This window comes from Methylobacterium sp. Leaf102 (genome assembly GCF_001422425.1).
GTDB lineage: Bacteria > Pseudomonadota > Alphaproteobacteria > Rhizobiales > Beijerinckiaceae > Methylobacterium.
Genome location: NZ_LMMX01000012.1, coordinates 275,775 through 292,461, shown reverse-complemented (window position 1 = coordinate 292,461; position 16,687 = coordinate 275,775). Strand labels below are relative to the sequence as shown.

General features: G+C 67.9%; 19 protein-coding genes. 7 read left to right on the top strand and 12 right to left on the bottom strand.

What is annotated here, in order from left to right; genetic code table 11:
- Window positions 1-15: 15 nt before the first annotated feature.
- The gene (locus ASF27_RS09535) at window positions 16-231 is read right to left on the bottom strand and encodes a hypothetical protein (protein ID WP_056385137.1); all 216 of its coding nucleotides are present in this window, start codon (window positions 229-231) and stop codon (window positions 16-18) included.
- A 167-nt stretch (window positions 232-398) separates the two neighbouring features.
- Between ASF27_RS09535 and fae the strand changes: the two genes are divergently transcribed.
- Both fae and ASF27_RS09525 read left to right on the top strand, forming a co-directional pair.
- Window positions 399-938 (top strand): formaldehyde-activating enzyme, encoded by a 540-nt coding sequence (gene fae, locus ASF27_RS09530; RefSeq protein WP_056170227.1) that lies wholly within the window; start codon window positions 399-401, stop codon window positions 936-938.
- A 139-nt stretch (window positions 939-1,077) separates the two neighbouring features.
- Window positions 1,078-1,488 (top strand): DUF1236 domain-containing protein, encoded by a 411-nt coding sequence (locus tag ASF27_RS09525; RefSeq protein WP_056170708.1) that lies wholly within the window; start codon window positions 1,078-1,080, stop codon window positions 1,486-1,488.
- Between the two features lie 168 nt (window positions 1,489-1,656).
- Here the strand turns inward: ASF27_RS09525 and ASF27_RS09520 are convergent, their stop codons facing one another.
- The 6 genes from ASF27_RS09520 to ASF27_RS09495 form a co-directional block, all read right to left on the bottom strand.
- On the bottom strand, window positions 1,657-1,926 hold the full coding sequence (locus ASF27_RS09520; protein ID WP_056170224.1) for a hypothetical protein: 270 nt from the start codon (window positions 1,924-1,926) through the stop codon (window positions 1,657-1,659).
- Between the two features lie 152 nt (window positions 1,927-2,078).
- Window positions 2,079-2,441 (bottom strand): hypothetical protein, encoded by a 363-nt coding sequence (locus ASF27_RS09515; protein WP_056260702.1) that lies wholly within the window; start codon window positions 2,439-2,441, stop codon window positions 2,079-2,081.
- A 146-nt stretch (window positions 2,442-2,587) separates the two neighbouring features.
- The gene (locus tag ASF27_RS09510) at window positions 2,588-3,406 is read right to left on the bottom strand and encodes a class I SAM-dependent methyltransferase (protein WP_056304500.1); all 819 of its coding nucleotides are present in this window, start codon (window positions 3,404-3,406) and stop codon (window positions 2,588-2,590) included.
- Window positions 3,407-3,488: 82 nt separating this feature from the next.
- Window positions 3,489-4,961 (bottom strand): amino acid permease, encoded by a 1,473-nt coding sequence (locus ASF27_RS09505; RefSeq protein WP_056170215.1) that lies wholly within the window; start codon window positions 4,959-4,961, stop codon window positions 3,489-3,491.
- 110 nt (window positions 4,962-5,071) lie between these two features.
- A complete protein-coding gene (locus ASF27_RS09500) occupies window positions 5,072-5,725 on the bottom strand; it encodes a DJ-1/PfpI family protein (protein WP_056359530.1) in 654 nt (217 codons plus the stop codon).
- Between the two features lie 178 nt (window positions 5,726-5,903).
- Entirely contained in the window at window positions 5,904-6,284 is a 381-nt protein-coding gene (locus ASF27_RS09495; RefSeq protein WP_056170210.1) for an SWIB/MDM2 domain-containing protein, read from the bottom strand.
- A 553-nt stretch (window positions 6,285-6,837) separates the two neighbouring features.
- On the opposite strand from ASF27_RS09495, the gene ASF27_RS23395 reads away from it, so the two are divergent.
- Together ASF27_RS23395 and ASF27_RS09490 are read left to right on the top strand one after the other, a co-directional pair.
- The gene (locus tag ASF27_RS23395) at window positions 6,838-6,963 is read left to right on the top strand and encodes a hypothetical protein (protein ID WP_274533785.1); all 126 of its coding nucleotides are present in this window, start codon (window positions 6,838-6,840) and stop codon (window positions 6,961-6,963) included.
- Between the two features lie 82 nt (window positions 6,964-7,045).
- On the top strand, window positions 7,046-7,480 hold the full coding sequence (locus tag ASF27_RS09490; RefSeq protein WP_056260698.1) for a PRC-barrel domain-containing protein: 435 nt from the start codon (window positions 7,046-7,048) through the stop codon (window positions 7,478-7,480).
- Window positions 7,481-7,545: 65 nt separating this feature from the next.
- On the opposite strand, the gene ASF27_RS09485 is transcribed toward ASF27_RS09490, so the two are convergent.
- Window positions 7,546-7,926 carry a hypothetical protein gene (locus ASF27_RS09485; protein WP_056170204.1) on the bottom strand — a complete coding sequence of 127 codons (381 nt, stop codon included), beginning with the start codon at window positions 7,924-7,926 and terminating at the stop codon, window positions 7,546-7,548.
- Between the two features lie 465 nt (window positions 7,927-8,391).
- Here ASF27_RS09485 and ASF27_RS09480 point away from each other — a divergent pair, with 465 nt between their 5' ends.
- The 3 genes from ASF27_RS09480 to ASF27_RS09470 all read left to right on the top strand — a co-directional run bounded on the left by ASF27_RS09480 (window position 8,392) and on the right by ASF27_RS09470 (window position 12,396).
- The gene (locus ASF27_RS09480) at window positions 8,392-9,072 is read left to right on the top strand and encodes a PRC-barrel domain-containing protein (protein WP_056260696.1); all 681 of its coding nucleotides are present in this window, start codon (window positions 8,392-8,394) and stop codon (window positions 9,070-9,072) included.
- Entirely contained in the window at window positions 9,069-10,412 is a 1,344-nt protein-coding gene (locus ASF27_RS09475; protein ID WP_056359527.1) for an MFS transporter, read from the top strand. Before ASF27_RS09480 ends, ASF27_RS09475 begins: the two co-directional genes overlap by 4 nt.
- 220 nt (window positions 10,413-10,632) lie before the next feature.
- Entirely contained in the window at window positions 10,633-12,396 is a 1,764-nt protein-coding gene (locus tag ASF27_RS09470) for an ABC transporter ATP-binding protein (protein WP_056170195.1), read from the top strand.
- Between the two features lie 33 nt (window positions 12,397-12,429).
- Here ASF27_RS09470 and ASF27_RS09465 read toward each other — a convergent pair whose 3' ends face one another.
- The 4 genes from ASF27_RS09465 to ASF27_RS09450 form a co-directional block, all read right to left on the bottom strand.
- Complete coding sequence (locus tag ASF27_RS09465; RefSeq protein ID WP_056170193.1) at window positions 12,430-12,801, bottom strand: response regulator; 372 nt, start codon at window positions 12,799-12,801, stop codon at window positions 12,430-12,432.
- 20 nt (window positions 12,802-12,821) lie between these two features.
- Complete coding sequence (locus ASF27_RS09460; protein ID WP_056170190.1) at window positions 12,822-14,099, bottom strand: ATP-binding protein; 1,278 nt, start codon at window positions 14,097-14,099, stop codon at window positions 12,822-12,824.
- Between the two features lie 129 nt (window positions 14,100-14,228).
- Window positions 14,229-15,584 carry a M48 family metalloprotease gene (locus tag ASF27_RS09455; protein ID WP_244480966.1) on the bottom strand — a complete coding sequence of 452 codons (1,356 nt, stop codon included), beginning with the start codon at window positions 15,582-15,584 and terminating at the stop codon, window positions 14,229-14,231.
- 146 nt (window positions 15,585-15,730) lie between these two features.
- A complete protein-coding gene (locus tag ASF27_RS09450; protein WP_082478919.1) occupies window positions 15,731-16,546 on the bottom strand; it encodes a DNA-binding protein in 816 nt (271 codons plus the stop codon).
- Window positions 16,547-16,687: the final 141 nt, after the last annotated feature.

The window sequence follows — 16,687 nt, the reverse complement described above, 5'->3', positions numbered from 1 at the left end:
CTCGGCCCCGGAGGATCAGGTTTCGGGCGGATGCTGGAACGTCCGCTCGATGGCGTCGCCCGATGCGGCCAGTAAGGCACGCGCGAGGATGCGGGCCTCGTCCCGGTCGAGGGCGAGGATCGCGGTGAATGGCTGACCGGCGACATCGGGCAGGCCGATCTCGAGCTGTACGCCATCCGCGCTCTCCGCGACCGACAGGCTCCAGTCCCGGTCGTGTGACCCTCGGCTCATCGTCTCGTCACCCTCGTGGCGGGTGCGTCCCGCCATTCCTGCATGACCGATCCCCTGCGATCAGGCCAGTCTCGCCCGGCGATTGACGTCGCGCCACCCGGTGGTGTTTGTGCGCCCCGACCCGCCCGGTTCATCGCCGGGTCCACAAACCTTCGAGAAAGACACCCATGTCCGAGATCTGGTTCCGCACCGGCGAAGCCACCGTGCTCGCCGCCGAAGGGCAGTACACCGATGCCATGCCAGAGGTGCTCATCGGCTCCACCCGTGGACCCGCCGGCCACGCCTTCGCGGGTATGATGGGGCAGGTTCAGGGGCACACCCGGATGTTCGTGGTGCGCGACCTCAACCAGCTCGTGCGCCCGGCGACGATGATGACCACCAAGGCCACCATCCACACGGCCGAGTACGTCGAACTTCTCGGCGGCGTGGTTCAGGCCGCAACGGGCGATGCCATCATCGACTGCGTCATCGAAGGCGTGCTGCCGAAGGATGGCCTCGACGATCTCTGCATGATCATCATGATCTGGCTCGACCCGCGCTGCGCCGACGATACGAATCTCGACCACAAGGACCTCTACCGTACGAACTACGAGGCGACGAAGCTCGCCATCGCGCGTGCCATGAAGGGCGAGCCGTCCATCGACGAACTCATCGCCAACCGGAAAACGGTGAAGCACTACGCGTTGGAGGACGTGATCGAGTATTGAGCGCGAACGCCGGCCGTACGCATCGAAATGGTGGGCACGGCCCCTCGGGGATCGACGGTTTCGGGCCTTTCGCGGGCGGGCCCGCGATGGACCCCGACCGACCCCTACACAGACAGCCCGCATGGAGAACCGGAACCGGATGCCCCTCAAAATCATCGCAGCCATCGCGTTCGCGATCGGCGCTGCCTCGGCGGTCCAAGCTCAGGGCCTCGCACGCGGCGCGCAGGATGGCGCAGAACGGGGCGGCAATATCGCCGGCCCCCTCGGAGCGGCCGTCGGCAGCGCCATCGGGGGCGCCGTCGGCACGGCCAACGAGATCCTGGGGATCGATCGGCGCGAGCGCTTCCGCATCTATACGCAGGGCGAACGACGCCCCTCCTTCGCCCACAAAGGGCCGATTCAGGTCGGAACGGTCCTGCCTCCGAACGGTGTCGTGTACTACGACGTCCCGCCCGAATTCGCCCTGAAGGGTTTGAACTACACCATCGTCAACGATCATCCGGTTCTGGTCGACCCGGCGACACGCCGGATCGTCGAGGTGATCGATTGAGCTTGGATTAGGAACCCTGTTCCATATCGGCATTTCCGAAGGCCGGCGTGCCGCTTCGGATCCGATCTTCTGGAAAACGGACATGGCCGGCCCGGGCGGACGTATCCAACCCGAGCCGGCCAAGCCGAATATCAGTGGCCGGTCCTTCGCGAAGGACCGACGGCGTTGTCAGCGGTCGCGACGCTCACGCACCGTGCCGCGCTCCTCGCGGCGCTCCATGCGCTCTTCGCGCCGATCCGGATCGACACCGAGGACGCCACCGACCGTGCCCGTCGCGGCTCCGACCGCACCGCCGACGATGCCACCGACCGGCCCGGCCGCGCGATTGCCGTCCTCCACGCCGCGTTCCGCGCCGCGTACGGTTCCCTGGGCCTGAGCCGAGGCCGACAGGGCCAGGGGTGCGAGAACGAGGGTGCTTGCGAGAATGAAAGCCTTCATGGCCGTCTCCTTGATCTGCTGCGCTGGAGGCCCCGCGGCGTGTCGCGCCGACGGGGCCAGCTCATGAGGTCAACGAACGACGGCCGGATTGGTCCCCATCTCCGACACTTCTTGCCGCGAGGGAGGACCAGCGGGGCTTCCGAGCCAACCGATCAGCAGCTCAGCCGGCGGCCTTCGCGGCGGCCGAACTTCTGATAATGCGCCAGCGCCGAGGTCAGTTGGCCGGCACGCAGGGCTTGGGCGACGTCGGGGTTGCACCGCACGTAGGAGCGCTCATCGAACCCGCCACCACCGCCCCGATCCGCATAGCCCGAATCGCGACCACGCGACCCGCGTCCGCGATCGTCGTAATCGTCGTCGCGATCACGGCGTCTCTGCCCATAATCACGATCGCCATAGCCCGAGTCGCGCCGGTCATAACCGTAATCCCGCCCGCCGTAAGGCTGAGCCTGTGCGAGATCCACCGGGACCAGCAGGCTCATGCCGACAGCCGCCACTGCAAAAAAGACTTTCATCGTGTGTTCTCTCCCCAACTAAGCACCACAACGATCCTGGGCCGTCGTCGGTTCGATCATCGGCCTCAATGCGCGAATGACGATCTGCCGAAGAGCCCGACGGATAGGATTGGCTCGGCACGAACCGCGTCGTCAGCAGCGGCAATCTAATCTGGCACTCCGTAGGACTCGACTGATGTGTGAGCCGTTTCTCGGCGCACGAATACGTAGATGGCTTCGCGTCCGGTGTCCGAACCGTCGAAATCGCCCAGCACACCCGCGAGGCTGAGGCCGCACCGCTCCGCATTCCTGACGATCTCGGTTCGATCGACTGCATGATAGACGAGTTCTTCCCACGACTGCCGCGTGATCGTCCCGGCGGGATCGATCAGGGTATACTCCATCACCTGACAGAATCGGCCGGTGTCCTCTGCGAACGTTCGCGCGACCACGCGGATACGGACGCTGTCCCCGGCCGCATTGTACGGACCGGACAGTTCCTCGTCGCCGAGGGGCTGGCGCAGCATGGCATGGGCGGGCAGATGGATCGCCGCCTTGCCGCCGGGTTTCAGATGCCGGGCGACGACCGCCAGGGCGTCCGCTCGCGCGGTGGGCGTGCCCAGATGCGCGTAGCCGTAGAACGGGATGATCGCTCCATCGAATTGGCGGTCCAACACGATGCGGGTCATGTCGCCCTGCATCAGGGCGATGCGGCTTCCCACCTCCGGCGGCAGGCGCTCGCATTTCATGGCGGCGCGCTGGATCATCGCGGGCGCCAGGTCGACGCCGAAGACGCCGTAGCCGCGCTCCGCCAGAGCGATCACGATCCGGCCGGTGCCGCAGCCGAGTTCGAGGACCGACGATCCGGCGGGGCCCACGAGGTCCGCATAGAAGTCGATATCGCCCCGAAAGGGATAGGCGCTCGAGACAACATCGTAGAACGCCGCACTCAAGCCGGTATCATCGTAGTAGGGGAGGTTGCTCATCGCATATCCAAGGAGGCTGACCCGTCGCCCATGGGCGGCCGGTCAGACGTTCCGTTGTCCTGCCGCACGATGGAAGCGCGCCTCAAGTGCCGGCCTGCTCGCGGCCGATGCGGCTGTGACGGCGGCTCCAGCTGAAATAGATCACGAAGCCGATGGCGAGCCACACGAGCAGGCGCAGCCAGGTCTCGCCATCCAGCGACACCATCATGGCAAAGCAGCTCACGATACCGAGGATCGGCACCAGGGGGACCAGGGGGGTGCGATAGTCGCGTCGTGCATCGGGTTGGGTCCGGCGCAGGATGATCACGCCGGCACAGACGAGCATGAAGGCCAGCAGCGTACCGATGCTGGTCATGTGGCCGAGCTGGCTGATCGGAAGGAAGCCGCCGAGCGCGCTGGTGAAAACCATGAAGAACAGGTTCGAGCGGTACGGCGTCTTCCAGGTGGGATGAATCTTGGAGAAGAAGCCCGGGAGCAGCCGGTCCTGGCTCATGGAGTAGAACACCCGGCTCTGGCCGAGCAGCAGCACCAGGATCACCGTTGAGAAGCCCGCGATGACGCCGAGCGTCACGAGGCTGCGCAGCCACGGAAACGGCGTCTGTGCGATGGCGGTGTTCACGGGCGCCGCATCGCCCCTCATCTGGTCGTAATGCACGAGGCCGGTGAGCACGCCGGCGAACAGGATGTAGATGACCGTGCAGATGGCAAGGGAGCCGAGGATTCCGATCATCATGTTGCGCTGGGGGTTCTTGGCCTCCTGCGCCGCCGTCGATACGGCGTCGAAGCCCACATAGGCGAAGAAGACGACGCCCGCGCCGCGCATGATCCCGCTCCAGCCGTACTCGCCGAAGGTGCCGGTGTTCTCGGGGATGAACGGCACGTAGTTCTGCGCCTTGATGTAGAACAGGCCCACGCCGACCACGACTGCCACGACGGCGAGCTTGATCATCACCACGACGGCGTTGACCCGGGCCGATTCGCGGATGCCGATCATCAGGAGCGCCGAAGCCGCCACGATGATCAGGATCGCCGGCAGATTGACGAGGCCGTGCGCCGTCACGCCATCGACGGTGTAGGTCTCGAACGGCGAATGGACGAGGCCCGGCGGAAGGTTGATGCCGAGGGTGTCACGCAGGAAGCGGGTGACATAGCTCGACCAGCTCACCGACACGGTGGCGGCCCCGACCGCATATTCGAGGACGAGATCCCAACCGATGATCCAGGCGACGAGTTCACCCATGGTGGCATAGGCGTAGGTGTAGGCCGAGCCCGCCACGGGGATCATGCCGGCGAGTTCGCTGTAGCACATGCCGGCAAACGCGCAGGCGATGGACGCGATGGCGAACGAGATCACCACGGCCGGGCCAGCGTGTTCGGCCGCCGCGATGCCGGTGAGGGAGAACAGGCCGGCGCCGATCACCGCGCCGATCCCCAGCGCGATCAGGCTCCACGGCCCGAGGGTGCGGGCGAGCTTGTGCTCGCCGCCCTCGGCATCGGAGTTCAGCCGTTCGAGGGATTTCGTCCGGATGAGGTCGTCCGCCAAACCGCCGGCCATGCAACGTCTCGCTGTTGGAAATCCGTGAGATGGCCGCGACGTTAACGCAAATTATCCGATGTACCAGCCGGTCGCCGTGCGCCCGTCGCGGTTGTCCCACGCGAGGGCCATCAACGCGCCCGGGCAGCAGCGAGCGAGCCCTCGATCAGATCCTTCAGAATGCCGGTGGCGGAAGCCGTGATCGCGGGGCCGGCAGTGCGTGGCGTGCCGGCCACGAAGGGGGGCTGCGGTGCGTACTCCGCCACGAGCTGGCTGGTCCGGGCGTAGTCCGGATCGCGCAGGCGCGCGGACAGCGCCAGGGCGAAATCGAGACCGGCCGAGATGCCGGCGCTCGTCACGCGATTGCGGTCGAACACCACCCGTTCATCCACGGGGATCGCATCGAAGAGGGGCAGGACCCGATCGCGGACGCACCAGTGCGAAGTCGCCCGGTATCCCGTCAGCAGGCCCGCCGCGCCGAGGATCAGGGACCCGGTGCAGACGCTCGTGACCCAGTCCGCCCGCCCGGCGCGATCGCGCAGGAAAGCGAGCAGCCGCTCATTGCGCATCTGGTCGGGCGTTCCATCGCCGCCAGGCACGATCAGGACATCGAGGTCCCGCGGACAGGTCTCGAAGTCCGCGGTCGCGACGATCTCGAGTCCGGTATCGCTGGCGACGGGGCCGATCCGCTCGGCCACCAGATGGAAATTCGGACCCGCGAGACCAGCCAAAAGGGCCTGGGGCCCGACCACGTCCAGGGCCGTCATCCCCGGAAACAGCACCATGGCGATCTGCCGGAAAGGCGCCGGGTGGGCCGTCGTTTCGGCGAATAACGGCTGGCTACCCGTTGCGGAAAATCCGGCCGACAGTATGCCCATCGTCGCGAGGGTCACGGCCTCGCGACGGCTCGGTCCGGCATCGGCCGCCGGCCCGTGTTCGGGGCCGGCGCGACGTCCCGCAGGATCAGGCGGACTTGAGATGGGCGGCGAGATGCTTGTTCATCTCGAACATCGTGCACTTATCCTTGCCGAAGACCTTCTTGAGCTTGTCGTCGGCCAGGATCTCGCGCTTGTTCTCCGGGTTCTGAAGCTCATGCTTCTTGATGTATTCCCAGACCTTGCTGACGACCTCGCCACGGGGCAGGGCGGCATCACCGACAACGGCCGCGAGCTCGGGCGACGGCTTGAGCGGCTGCTGGAGAGCGTTCGGCTTGGCGCCCTCGCCCTTGGGGGCGGCGACCTTCTTGCCCTTTGCGGCGGTCTTCTCGGCGGCCGGCTTCTCGTCGCCAGTCGCGGCGCTCTTGTCCGCGCTCTTGGTGGCACTCTTGGTCGTGGTCTTGGCCATGGATTTCCTCCAGAGGTTCGGCAGCGAGCGCCGGTACGCCCACGGCACGTGGCCTCGGAGCGCATAGCTGCAACAACTAAGCAGTGTTGCGACCGTTCCAAGGGAAATCCGCCCTGTGCTTGGGAGCCGTCCACAGGGAGCGCGCCCTATCAACAGGATCGCTCCCGGCGCACGTGGAGAAGTTCAAGGCGCACATTCGAGATCTTGATCGGTGTCGGCGTTGTACTTTGCCTTGTCCGAGCGCGAAGCCAGCGATTCCAGCGGGCGGTAGCGCTCGCGCGATGCCGAGCCAAGGCCATGACTTGCAATGGTTTTCTCGAATTCTCGCAACGCCGGCCGGTAGGGCGGAGGTCTACGGCGATCCCTTGTTCCGGCGGCGACCGACCTCGCCGGAATACGGCCGGCTTCAGCCGAGGGTGCGCGGCGGACTACGCGGTTCGTCCTTGCCCGCGAGGAACGAACTAATTTTCGCCCTCGATGGATCGACCGCCCGACGCGGCTTTTGCGCCTTCCGGAAACGGACGGTTAAGCCTCCGAGGCCGAGGGTCCGGCCATGATCATCGCCGTCTTCGCCCTCGCCCTCTGTGCGGCCCTCGCTCTCATCGGCGGTCTCGGAGCCGTCATCGCGTCCGAGTCCGGCACCGTCTCGGACGCGCCGCACGGCGCCGGGTACATCTGAGGCACCCGTCCGGGGAGAGCGATCCGGGAACCGGGGCGGGGCGCTCGCGCGTTTGCCGTTCCAGACATCCCGGAGCGACGAAATGCCGACCGATCTTCCCAATGAGCGCCCGATCAGGCCAGCCGGGACCCTCGAACTCGATCCCAAGGGCGAAGGGGTCGCCATCGACGAGACGCCGCGCCTCATCGCCTCGGACAAGGTCGAGGGTACGGCGGCCTACGACGCGGACGGCGCGCATCTCGGCACCGTGCATAATTTCATGGTGGACAAGGTTTCGGGACAGGTCGCCTACGCGGTCCTGTCGTTCGGCGGCTTCCTCGGTCTCGGTGAGAGCTACCATCCGCTGCCGTGGCGCTCGCTGCGTTACAGCGTCGAACTCGGCGGGTATATCGTCGACATCGACAAGGATACCCTCGCCCGAGCTCCGACGCACGGGGCCGGCGAAGATCCGTTCGCCGATCCCGCCTTCGGCGGACGCCTCGACGATTATTACGGCGGCCGTCGCTCCGCGATCTGAACTGCCTTAGGACAAGGGCCGGCGCATCGAGCGCCAGCCCTTGGACGCGCAGATCCCGGGTGGCCTCAGAACTTGCCGCCGACGCCGACGCCGCCCGAACCGAGGCTGGGGGTCATTCCACCGCTGCCCGAGCCCGAACGCCCGTCCGCGCTGCCTTCGATGTCCTCACGGCGAATGCGCCGCTCTTCCGACGCGGACGCGCGGGCGACGCCGCCTGCCGAGCGAGGCAGATCGAGTCGTCGCGTCGGCGTGGTCTGGATCTGGTTTCCATCGGCATCGACGCGGGCCGAGCGCGGACCCGATGCGTTCGGGACCGAGCCACGCATCGAGGGCGGCGGGCCGACATCGCTCTCCGGCATCACGCCGCCGCTACTGCCGAGCGCCTGGCAGCCCGCGAGGGCTGCGGCGAGGAGCGCCGCGGCGCTGGCGTTTCGAATGAAGGGCATCGGCTCAAGTCCTCGGACGATCGGGCACCCCCACACGGTGGGGTCTGGGCGAAGTTTCGCGTGTGTACGACGCGGGTTTGACGAAAACCAGACGAGGCGGATCGATCCCGACGACATAGGTCGGGAGATCGGATTCCAGCGAGATCCGTGACCGCGCCGCGAGGCGCTGGGACGCAGCCGCACTAGGCCCTCGAATTGGCCGATTGCGAACCGCAAGGCGGAATGGCAGAGCTGTGCGGGACCCTGCGCGGATCCGCGGAGTCGGCCCGGTTTTTGCCCACAGATTTTTGGCCGATGGTCCTTGCCGGATCTCGCCTTCACAACTTCGCCTTGGTCGTTGCGCAGTGACACGAGACCCGGACATGGGACCCGCTCCGTTGTGGGAACCCGCCGGATGGGTCCGTGTCCTGTCCAAGGGCCGGCGCGATCATCGCTCGGGGAACGCACGTGTTCAGATTTGTCCGGATGATCGCCGCGACGACGATCAGCCTCGGGGCCGCCTCCGCTTTCGCCGAGGATACGCCCCCCGGCAGCAAACCCGCCGAGGTACCCGCTGCGCCCGCAGGGCCGAATGGGGCCGCTCCGCCTGCACCGCAGGCGCCCCCGGCGCCGACCTCCGTCCAGCCGGCACCTGCTCCGACGGGCGCTGCGAACCCGGCTCCGGCCCAAGCGCCGGTTCTGCCCACGGGGACTCCCGCCACGGTCCTCGACACGGCGGATTACGAGGGCGTGCTCGGCAAGGCCGTGCGCAGCGCCACCGGCGAGGACATGGGCCGGATCATCGACATCATCCTCGACAAGGACGGCCGCCCCCGCGCCGCCATCATCGATTTCGGCGGCTTCCTCGGCGTCGGCTCACGCAAGATCGCGGTGGATTGGCGCTCCATGCGCTTCACCTCGGACGGCAAGCCGACGCGCCTCGTCCTGCAATTGTCCCGGAATCAGGTCCGCGTCTCGCCGGAATACAAGGCGGGCGAGCCCATCGTGGTCCTTGGGCCGGCGAGCCCGGCTGTCCCCGAGGGCGAGCCGCCGGCTGCCGCCCCCGTACCACCCGCTGCGGCCCCGGCTGCCGCGCCCGTCGCGCCCCCGGCTCCGACCGCCGAGAAGATGCCCGAGAAACCGGCAGAGAGAACGCCGGACAAATGACGGTTCCCCTCCCGAAGGACCGGCGCCCCCTCAAGCCGAGGGAGGTCGTCCGGTCCGAATTCCGGCCGCGCCCGATGCCTCGGCGCGAGGCCCTGGCCGATGCCGCGGAGGGTCCCGCCGACATGAAGGCGATCTCGCGCACCAGCAGCCAGGGCCTCGATGGGTTCGCATTCTTCGTCGCCAACCTCCAGACGGGGTTCGGGCCGTTCCTCGCCGTATACTTCACCCAGGCGAAGTGGACCCAGTCGGACATCGGCTTCGCGCTGACCATCGGCAGCCTCGTCAGCCTGCTCGGTCAGGTCCCGGGCGGGGCTTTCGTCGATGCCATGCGGTCGCTCCGCTTCGCCGCCGGCTTCTCGGTCGTCGCCATCGCGCTCAGCGCCTTCGCCCTGGCCATGTGGCCGAACTTCCTCATCGTCATTCTGGCCATGGCCGCCCATTCGGCGGCGAGCTGCATCCTCACGCCGGCCATCGCCGCCATCAGCATCGGTCTCGTCGGCCATGCCCGGGCCGGTGAGCGCCTCGGGCGCAACGCGAGCTTCTCGGCCCTGGGCAACGCCGTCGCCGCCGCCGGCATGGGAGCCTGCGGCTACTATCTTTCCAACGACGCGGTGTTCTACCTCACCGCTTTCCTGATGATCCCAACGCTGGTGGCCCTGTCGTTCATCCGGGCCGACGAGATCGGCCCCGTGACCGTGGCCAAGGCGCCGGGTCCCGCCCCTGGGGCCGTCGCGCCCCGGCGCGACGGTGTCGTCCGCGCCCTGCTGGCGAATCGGGCACTGATGTGCTTCGGCGGATGCATGATGCTGTTCTTCCTCGCCAATGCGGCGATGCTGCCCCTGGTGGGCAGCATGCTGACCCTGCGCGCCAGCGAAACCGCGACCGCCCTCATCGCCGCCTGCATCGTCGTTCCGCAGGTGGTGCTCGCAGTCTCGGGGCCGGCCGTCGGGCGCGCCGCCGAGCGTTGGGGCCGCCGCCCGCTCCTCCTCATCGGGTTCGCCGCCCTGCCGATCCGCGGTCTCCTGTTCGCCTACACCAGCAGCCCCGAACTCCTCGTGGCGATCCAGGTGTTCGACGGAATCTCGGCCGCGGTGTTCGGCGTGATGGTGCCCCTCGTGGTATCCGACGTCACCCGGGGCACCGGGCGCTTCAACCTCGCGCTCGGTGCCGTCGGCACGGCCATGGGGATCGGGGCCGCCCTGTCCACATCGCTCGCCGGCATCATGGCCGATCGCTTGGGGAGCCATTCGGCCTTCCTGGGCCTCGCCGCGGTGGGCTTCGCCGGCTTCGTGATGATCGCTCTGATCATGCCCGAGACCCGACGGTCCACCGTCGCTTAATCCCCGGGGTGGGGACTGGGCGGCATTGAATTCGCTTGCCGCTCAAGCCGCGTTCAGGTTTCTTCCTTGAGAACGGACGAAGCTGGACGTTAGCGTGCAACGCTCGACCGAGCTTCGCGTTGCGATCCTTGGGGGCACATAAGTCGCGTGCGGATCGCGCACGGGCTTCGTTCGAGGGACGGCAGGCGCGGGTCTGCTGGAAAACGGGATTGTCACCGCGATGGAAGACCTGTGCGTCTATGCAGACAGGCCGTTCGCCTTCGTCGCGCGCTACCTGCGCCGCCGGGCACTGCCGCATCTCGTGATCCTGTGCGCCGTGCTGGGCGCCGTCGGTTTCTCCGTCAGCACGGATTACGCCCTCAAGGGGGTCGTCGATGCCCTGAGCAAGGGGCCCGAGGCCGGCCTGATCTGGGGCGCGCTCGCCCTGCTCGTCGCGTTCATCGCCGCCGACAACATGCTCTGGCGCGTCGCCAGCCTCACGGGGTCGTTCACGTTCGTCGGCGTGACCGGCGACATCCGCCGCGACCTGTTCCGCCACATGACCGGGCATTCGCCCTCGTTCTTCGCCGATCGCCAGCCCGGCACCCTGGCCTCGCGCATCACCGCGACCTCGAACGCGATCTTCACGGTCGAGAACATGTTCGTGTTCAACGTGATGCCGCCTTGCGTCGCCGCCTTCCTGTCGATCCTCTACATCGGCACCGTCAGCCTCACGATGGCCCTGGTGCTCGCCGGCATCTTCGCCGCCGTCGTGTTGCTGATGTTCAAGATGGCGGCCGCCGGTAAGCCGCTGCACCACGATTTTGCCGCCAAGGCGGCTTCCGTCGACGGTGAGATGGTGGATCTCGTCGGCAACATGCCCCTCGTGCGCGCCTTCTCGGCGTTCAAGCGCGAATACACCCGCTTCGACGGGACCATCGGTGTCGAGATGCGCTCGCGCCGTTCGTCGCTGCTCTATCTCGAGAAGCTGCGTATCGTGCACGCGATCCTGACCGTGCTGGCCGTGCTCGGACTGCTCTATTGGGCCATCACCCTATGGGAGGCGGGGGCTGCATCGAACGGGCAGGTGGTTCTCGTCTGCACGCTCGGGATCCGCATCCTCGCCGCCACCCGCGATCTCGCCGTCGCCCTCGTGGACGCGACCCAGCACACGGCCCGCCTGTCGGAGGCCCTGCACACCCTGCTGCAACCCCACGATCTCACCGATCACCCGGAGGCCGTGCCCCTGTCGGGGACCGGCGCGGAGATCACGTTCGACCACGTCGCCTTTTCGTACCCCGACGGGCGCGCCGTGTTCACCGACTTCGACCTCGCCATCCAGCCCGGCCAGCGCGTCGGTCTCGTGGGCAAGTCGGGCGGCGGCAAATCCACCTTGTTCTCCCTGCTCCAACGCTTCTACGACGCGCAGGGCGGGCGCATTCTCCTCAACGGACAGGACATCCACCGCGTCACGCAGGACTCCCTGCGCGAGGCGATCACGGTGGTGCCGCAGGACGTGTCGATGTTCCACCGGACCCTGCGGGAGAACATTCGTTACGGCCGGCCCGACGCCTCTGACGAGGACGTGTGGAAGGCGGCCGCCGCGGCGCATTGCACCGATTTCATCGAAGCGCTGCCGGAAGGGTTCGACACCATCGTGGGTGATCGGGGCGTGAAGCTCTCGGGTGGCCAGCGCCAGCGCATCGCCATCGCGCGGGCGATCCTCAAAGACTCGCCGATCCTGCTTCTCGACGAGGCGACGTCGGCCCTCGATGCCGAGTCCGAGGAAGCGATCCGTCACGCCCTCGCCAACCTCATGAAGGGCCGCACGGTCATCGCCATCGCGCACCGCCTCTCGACCCTGAAGGACTTCGATCGAATCGTGGTGCTGGAAGGCGGCCGCATCATCCAGGACGGCTCGCCCGACAAGCTCACGCATCTCGACGGGTTCTACCGCGAGCTGATGAAGAAGGAATCCATGTCGCTGTCGCTGGCCGCGGCCTGAGGGCTACAGCCTCGGGCGGGCGACCTGGGGAGTCTAAGGCCCGCTGCCGCCCAACGTGCGGATCGCGGAGATGATCGCGTTGGCGCGGTAGGGCTTGGTGAAGAACACGCTGCCCTCCGCGAGGCGCGGCGGCGTCTGGGTAAAGCCCGTCGCGTAGATGATCGGGAGGCCGGGCCGCAGACGGCGTGCCGCTTCGGCGAGCTGCCAGCCGTCCATTTCACCCGGCAGACGGATATCCGTGAACAGGACGTCGATGGCCGCATCGCTTTCGATGAACGAGAGAGCGATCTCGGCGGTGGTCGCCTGGGAGACGGTGAAGCCCGCATCCTCGAGTTCTGCGGCGACCACTTCGAGGAGCATGATCTCGTCCTCGACGATGAGGACCCGTGGAGCGGTTTCGGTCATGGGATGTGTCGCGGCTCCGGTCAGGCGAAGCGGGGAGGGGGCAGAGCGGTCGTCAGCAGCGTCGGCTCTTCGAGGATTCGCGTCACGGGTCGTGCCGCCGCCTCGAAATGGCGTGGCAGGTAGACTTGCACCGTGGTGCCTTCGCCGGGCCGGCTGTCGATGGCGATATGGCCCCCCGACTGCTTGGCGAACCCGAAGGCCTGGCTCAGGCCCAGGCCCGTGCCTTCGCCCACGGCCTTGGTGGTGAAGAATGGCTCGAAGGCGCGCGCGGCGACCTCCCGGCTCATGCCGCAACCCTTGTCCGTGACGCTGATCAGAACGTGATCGGCAGCCGGCAATCCGACCAGACCGCCCGCTTCGGCGGCAGGTACGTTGCGGGTACGGATCGTTGCCCGCCCGCCTTCCGGCATGGCGTCCCGGGCGTTGACGGTGAGATTCAGCAGCACGTTCTCCAGCTGATTGGCATCGACGCGCACGGGCCACAGGTCGGGTGCCAAATCCATTTCCGGCGGCTCGGCGGTGTTCAGGGCGCCGCGAAGCAGCTCGGTCAGATCCCCGATGAGTCCGTTGACGTCGAACCGGGTCGGCTGCAGGGGCTGGCGCCGTGCGAAAGCCAGCATCTTCTGCACGAGGCTCGCGGCGCGCTCGGCGCCTTTCAGGGCATTCGTGCGCGCGCGTTCGGCGCCGCTGTCGAGGGAAAAGCGTTCGAGGCGGTCGAGGTTGGCGATCACCACGCCGAGCAGATTGTTGAAGTCGTGCGCGACGCCGCCCGTCAGGGCGCCGATGGCCTCCATCTTCTGGGTCTGCCGCAGCATCGCCTCGGCCTGCTCGCGCTCGTGGATCGCCGTCTGGAGGGCTGCGAGGGCGGCATCGCGCTCCGTGACACGGGCAAGGAGTTCCGCATTGGCGCGGCGCAGGGTCTCGGGGGAGGGGAGCGCCAGCGCGCGCGGCAGCAGCAGCCAGAGCAGAATCGCCGTGAGCAGCGAGATCACCGCCGTGAACGCCTTCACCAAGGCCTCGGCGGCGTAGTCCGGCACCCATAGGGTCCAGATCGCGAAGAAATGCGTGGTGCCGCAGGCGAGGATGAAGCTGGCGAAGGCCCAGGCCATCCATCCGAACGCGACGTCACGGCGCTTCGTGACGAACACCCCGAGCGCCACGGGAATCGTGAAGTAGGCCAGGCCGATCACGAAATCCGAGACGACGTGCGTCCAGATCAGCTCCGGCCGCCACAGCAGGCAGATGCCGTGGGGGGACAGGTCGCTTCGGTCGAGGAAGCTCCCGAGGGCATCGAGCATGGCACAGTCTCAGGGTCGGTTTGCAAGGCGTGCGACGCACGATGCGGATTCGCGTGACGACGATGGCGCGTTTTTGCGATCCGCGAAACCGGATCGCTGCGCACTGGCGCCCGGTCTGCCGCCGCGCGCCTACTCGACGATGATTTTGTAACCCTGGCCCATGCGCAGGGTCGCCCCGCGCTCCAACCCATTGAGGACGAGGAAGCGGTCGCTGGCCCGGTCGGACACCAGCATGCGCTGCGCGAGCGTATCCACGGTGTCGGTGGGCGTGGCCGTCACCACCTGCACGCGCAAGGGGCGTAGGGATTGGGTCTCCGCGGCCCCGACGGCCGCGAGGCTTTCCGTCCAGCGTCGGAAGGCCGCGTCCGGGTCCGTCATGCCCTTGGCGGCCATGATCATCCGGAAGGTCGTCTCGCCCATGCGGATCGCGGCGAGGCGGAAGGTCCAGTCCTTGCCCCGCGACAGGGCCGTGACGGCCGGATTTCCACCGATGGCCCGGTTCTCAAGGGAGCCGGGCTCGATGGCATCGTTCCAGGTCGCCTTCAGCACCTCTTCGAGACCCTGTCCGGCCGGGTTCTCCACCTGATCGAACAGGAGGCGTCGGCTGCCTTCGGGAGTCGTGCCGAGGACGGCGTTGCGGGTGTTCTCGATGGTGAAGCCATCCGGCACCTCGAAGGCGATGCCGAGGCCGGGATGCAGGAAGCGGCGGCCGCGCACCAGACCGTCACCCGGATTGTCGCCGTAGGCGATGCCGTCCACCGCCGCGAGATAGCGCGCGCGCTCGTCTACCCCGAGGCCGGGGGCGCCGATGAGGCGTGCCGCCCGCGTCACCAGGGTGATGCGCTCCTGCGTACCCGGATGGGTCGCGAGCATGTCGGGTTCGCCCGCCTGCCCGGTTCCGGTCTTCATGCCGGTGGTTCGGCTGAGCGAGCGCAGGAAGCGCCCGGCACCGAACGGGTCGTAGCCGGCCCGTGCCAGGGTCTTCACCCCGACGCCGTCCGCCTCGAGTTCCTGATCGCGGGAGAACCGCGCCAGGGCGAATTTGGACTGGCTCTGCAACTGCGCGCCCGTGGCGGGATCGTTCAGGACGTCGGCGACGACCTTGCTCACGAGCTGGGAGCGGAGCGCCAGTTCCGTGCGAGCCGTCGCGTGGCGCAGGGTGACGTGCGCGATCTCGTGCGAAAGGACGGCGGCGATCTCGGAGGTATCGCTGGCGAGCGCCAGTAGGCCCCGGGTGACGTAGAGACGGCCGTTCGGCAGCGCGAAGGCATTGATGACCGGCGAATCGAGGAGGGTCACCGCATAGGTCTCCTCGGGCCGGTCGGTGGCCCGCACCAGCCGGTCGGTGACCTCGGTCAGGAGTTTCAGCGCAGCCGGAGCGCGATACTCGCCCCCGAAGGACGCGACCAGCTTGGCGTGATCGGCGTCGGACGCGGTGCGCTCGCGGCCGGTGACGCGCGGCGCCCCCGCCGGCACGGCGACCATGGCGGGCTGCAGGGTGGCACCGGTCTGATCGCCGATGCAGCCCGACAGCAGGGCCGACAGGAGGAGAGCTGTCGCGCATGCGCCGGCGGTGCGGCCCGCGGGCGCCGCCAATCCGTTCGTGATCCTGTGCGCCCGCGTCATACCGTTCAGCGCCCCTGCGCCGTATCCAGGATTTCGATCATGTCCGCGCTCGCCACATCAAGGGTCGGGCCGCGCCAGACCTCGACGATGCCCCGAACCCGGACGAGACGGCCACGCAGGGTCGCCGCACTCAAACCACGTTCCTGCAATTGGCGCCAAGTGCGTTTCGACACGGTTACGGTCAGTCCGTCCTCGCCCCGCCGGGCGAAGTCGAGATAGGTCCGCCGCGGCCGTTCGCCGACCCAGAGGACCCGCCCACGCGCCACCACGAAACCGCCGAGGCGCAGTCTCAGGGCGGCACCGTCCTGGGCATCCTGCTCCGCCTCCCGCCACAGGCCGCGCCCGGCCTGACGCGCGCCGGATTCGACTGCGAGCAAGCCGGGGCGACACAGGCTGTCGCGCTCACCGGCATCGACGGTGGCGAGGCCCGCTTCCACGAGGCCGCCGGCGAGATCGAGGGCGCCGTCCGCCACGCTCGCGTCGACATGGGCGCGGCCCCAGCGATCGGTCTCTCCACGCGCCACGAGGATGAGAGGAACGCTCCGCTGCGTCTCGAGCCAAGCGGCCGCAGCCCCTGCGAGTTTAGGATTATCCGGCCAGCGCAGACCGTCGAGGACCCCGCGGGCGCCGGATGCGAAGACGAGTTCGCCCCGGAGGCCGACGGCAGTCAGGGTGGTCGTACCGAACGGAGTGGTCCTGCATTCGGGTGCGACGGCCATGGCGGGAACCGCTCCGCAGACCCCGGAGACGCAGACCCCGGAGATCAAGAATGCCAGGATACGCGTGCCGAACGCGCCGCCGCGCCGCCGCTGCTCCGTCATGGTGAAACGATCCCCGTGGCCTCGGCGGGCATTGTGGGAGATGGCGGAGGCAGGACAAGCGCGGCGCGTTCCCAAGCTGTCGTTTCGACCGCCCTGCGGCAGCCCCGCAACAGGAGCGGCGCAGCCCGGTTGGCCAGATCC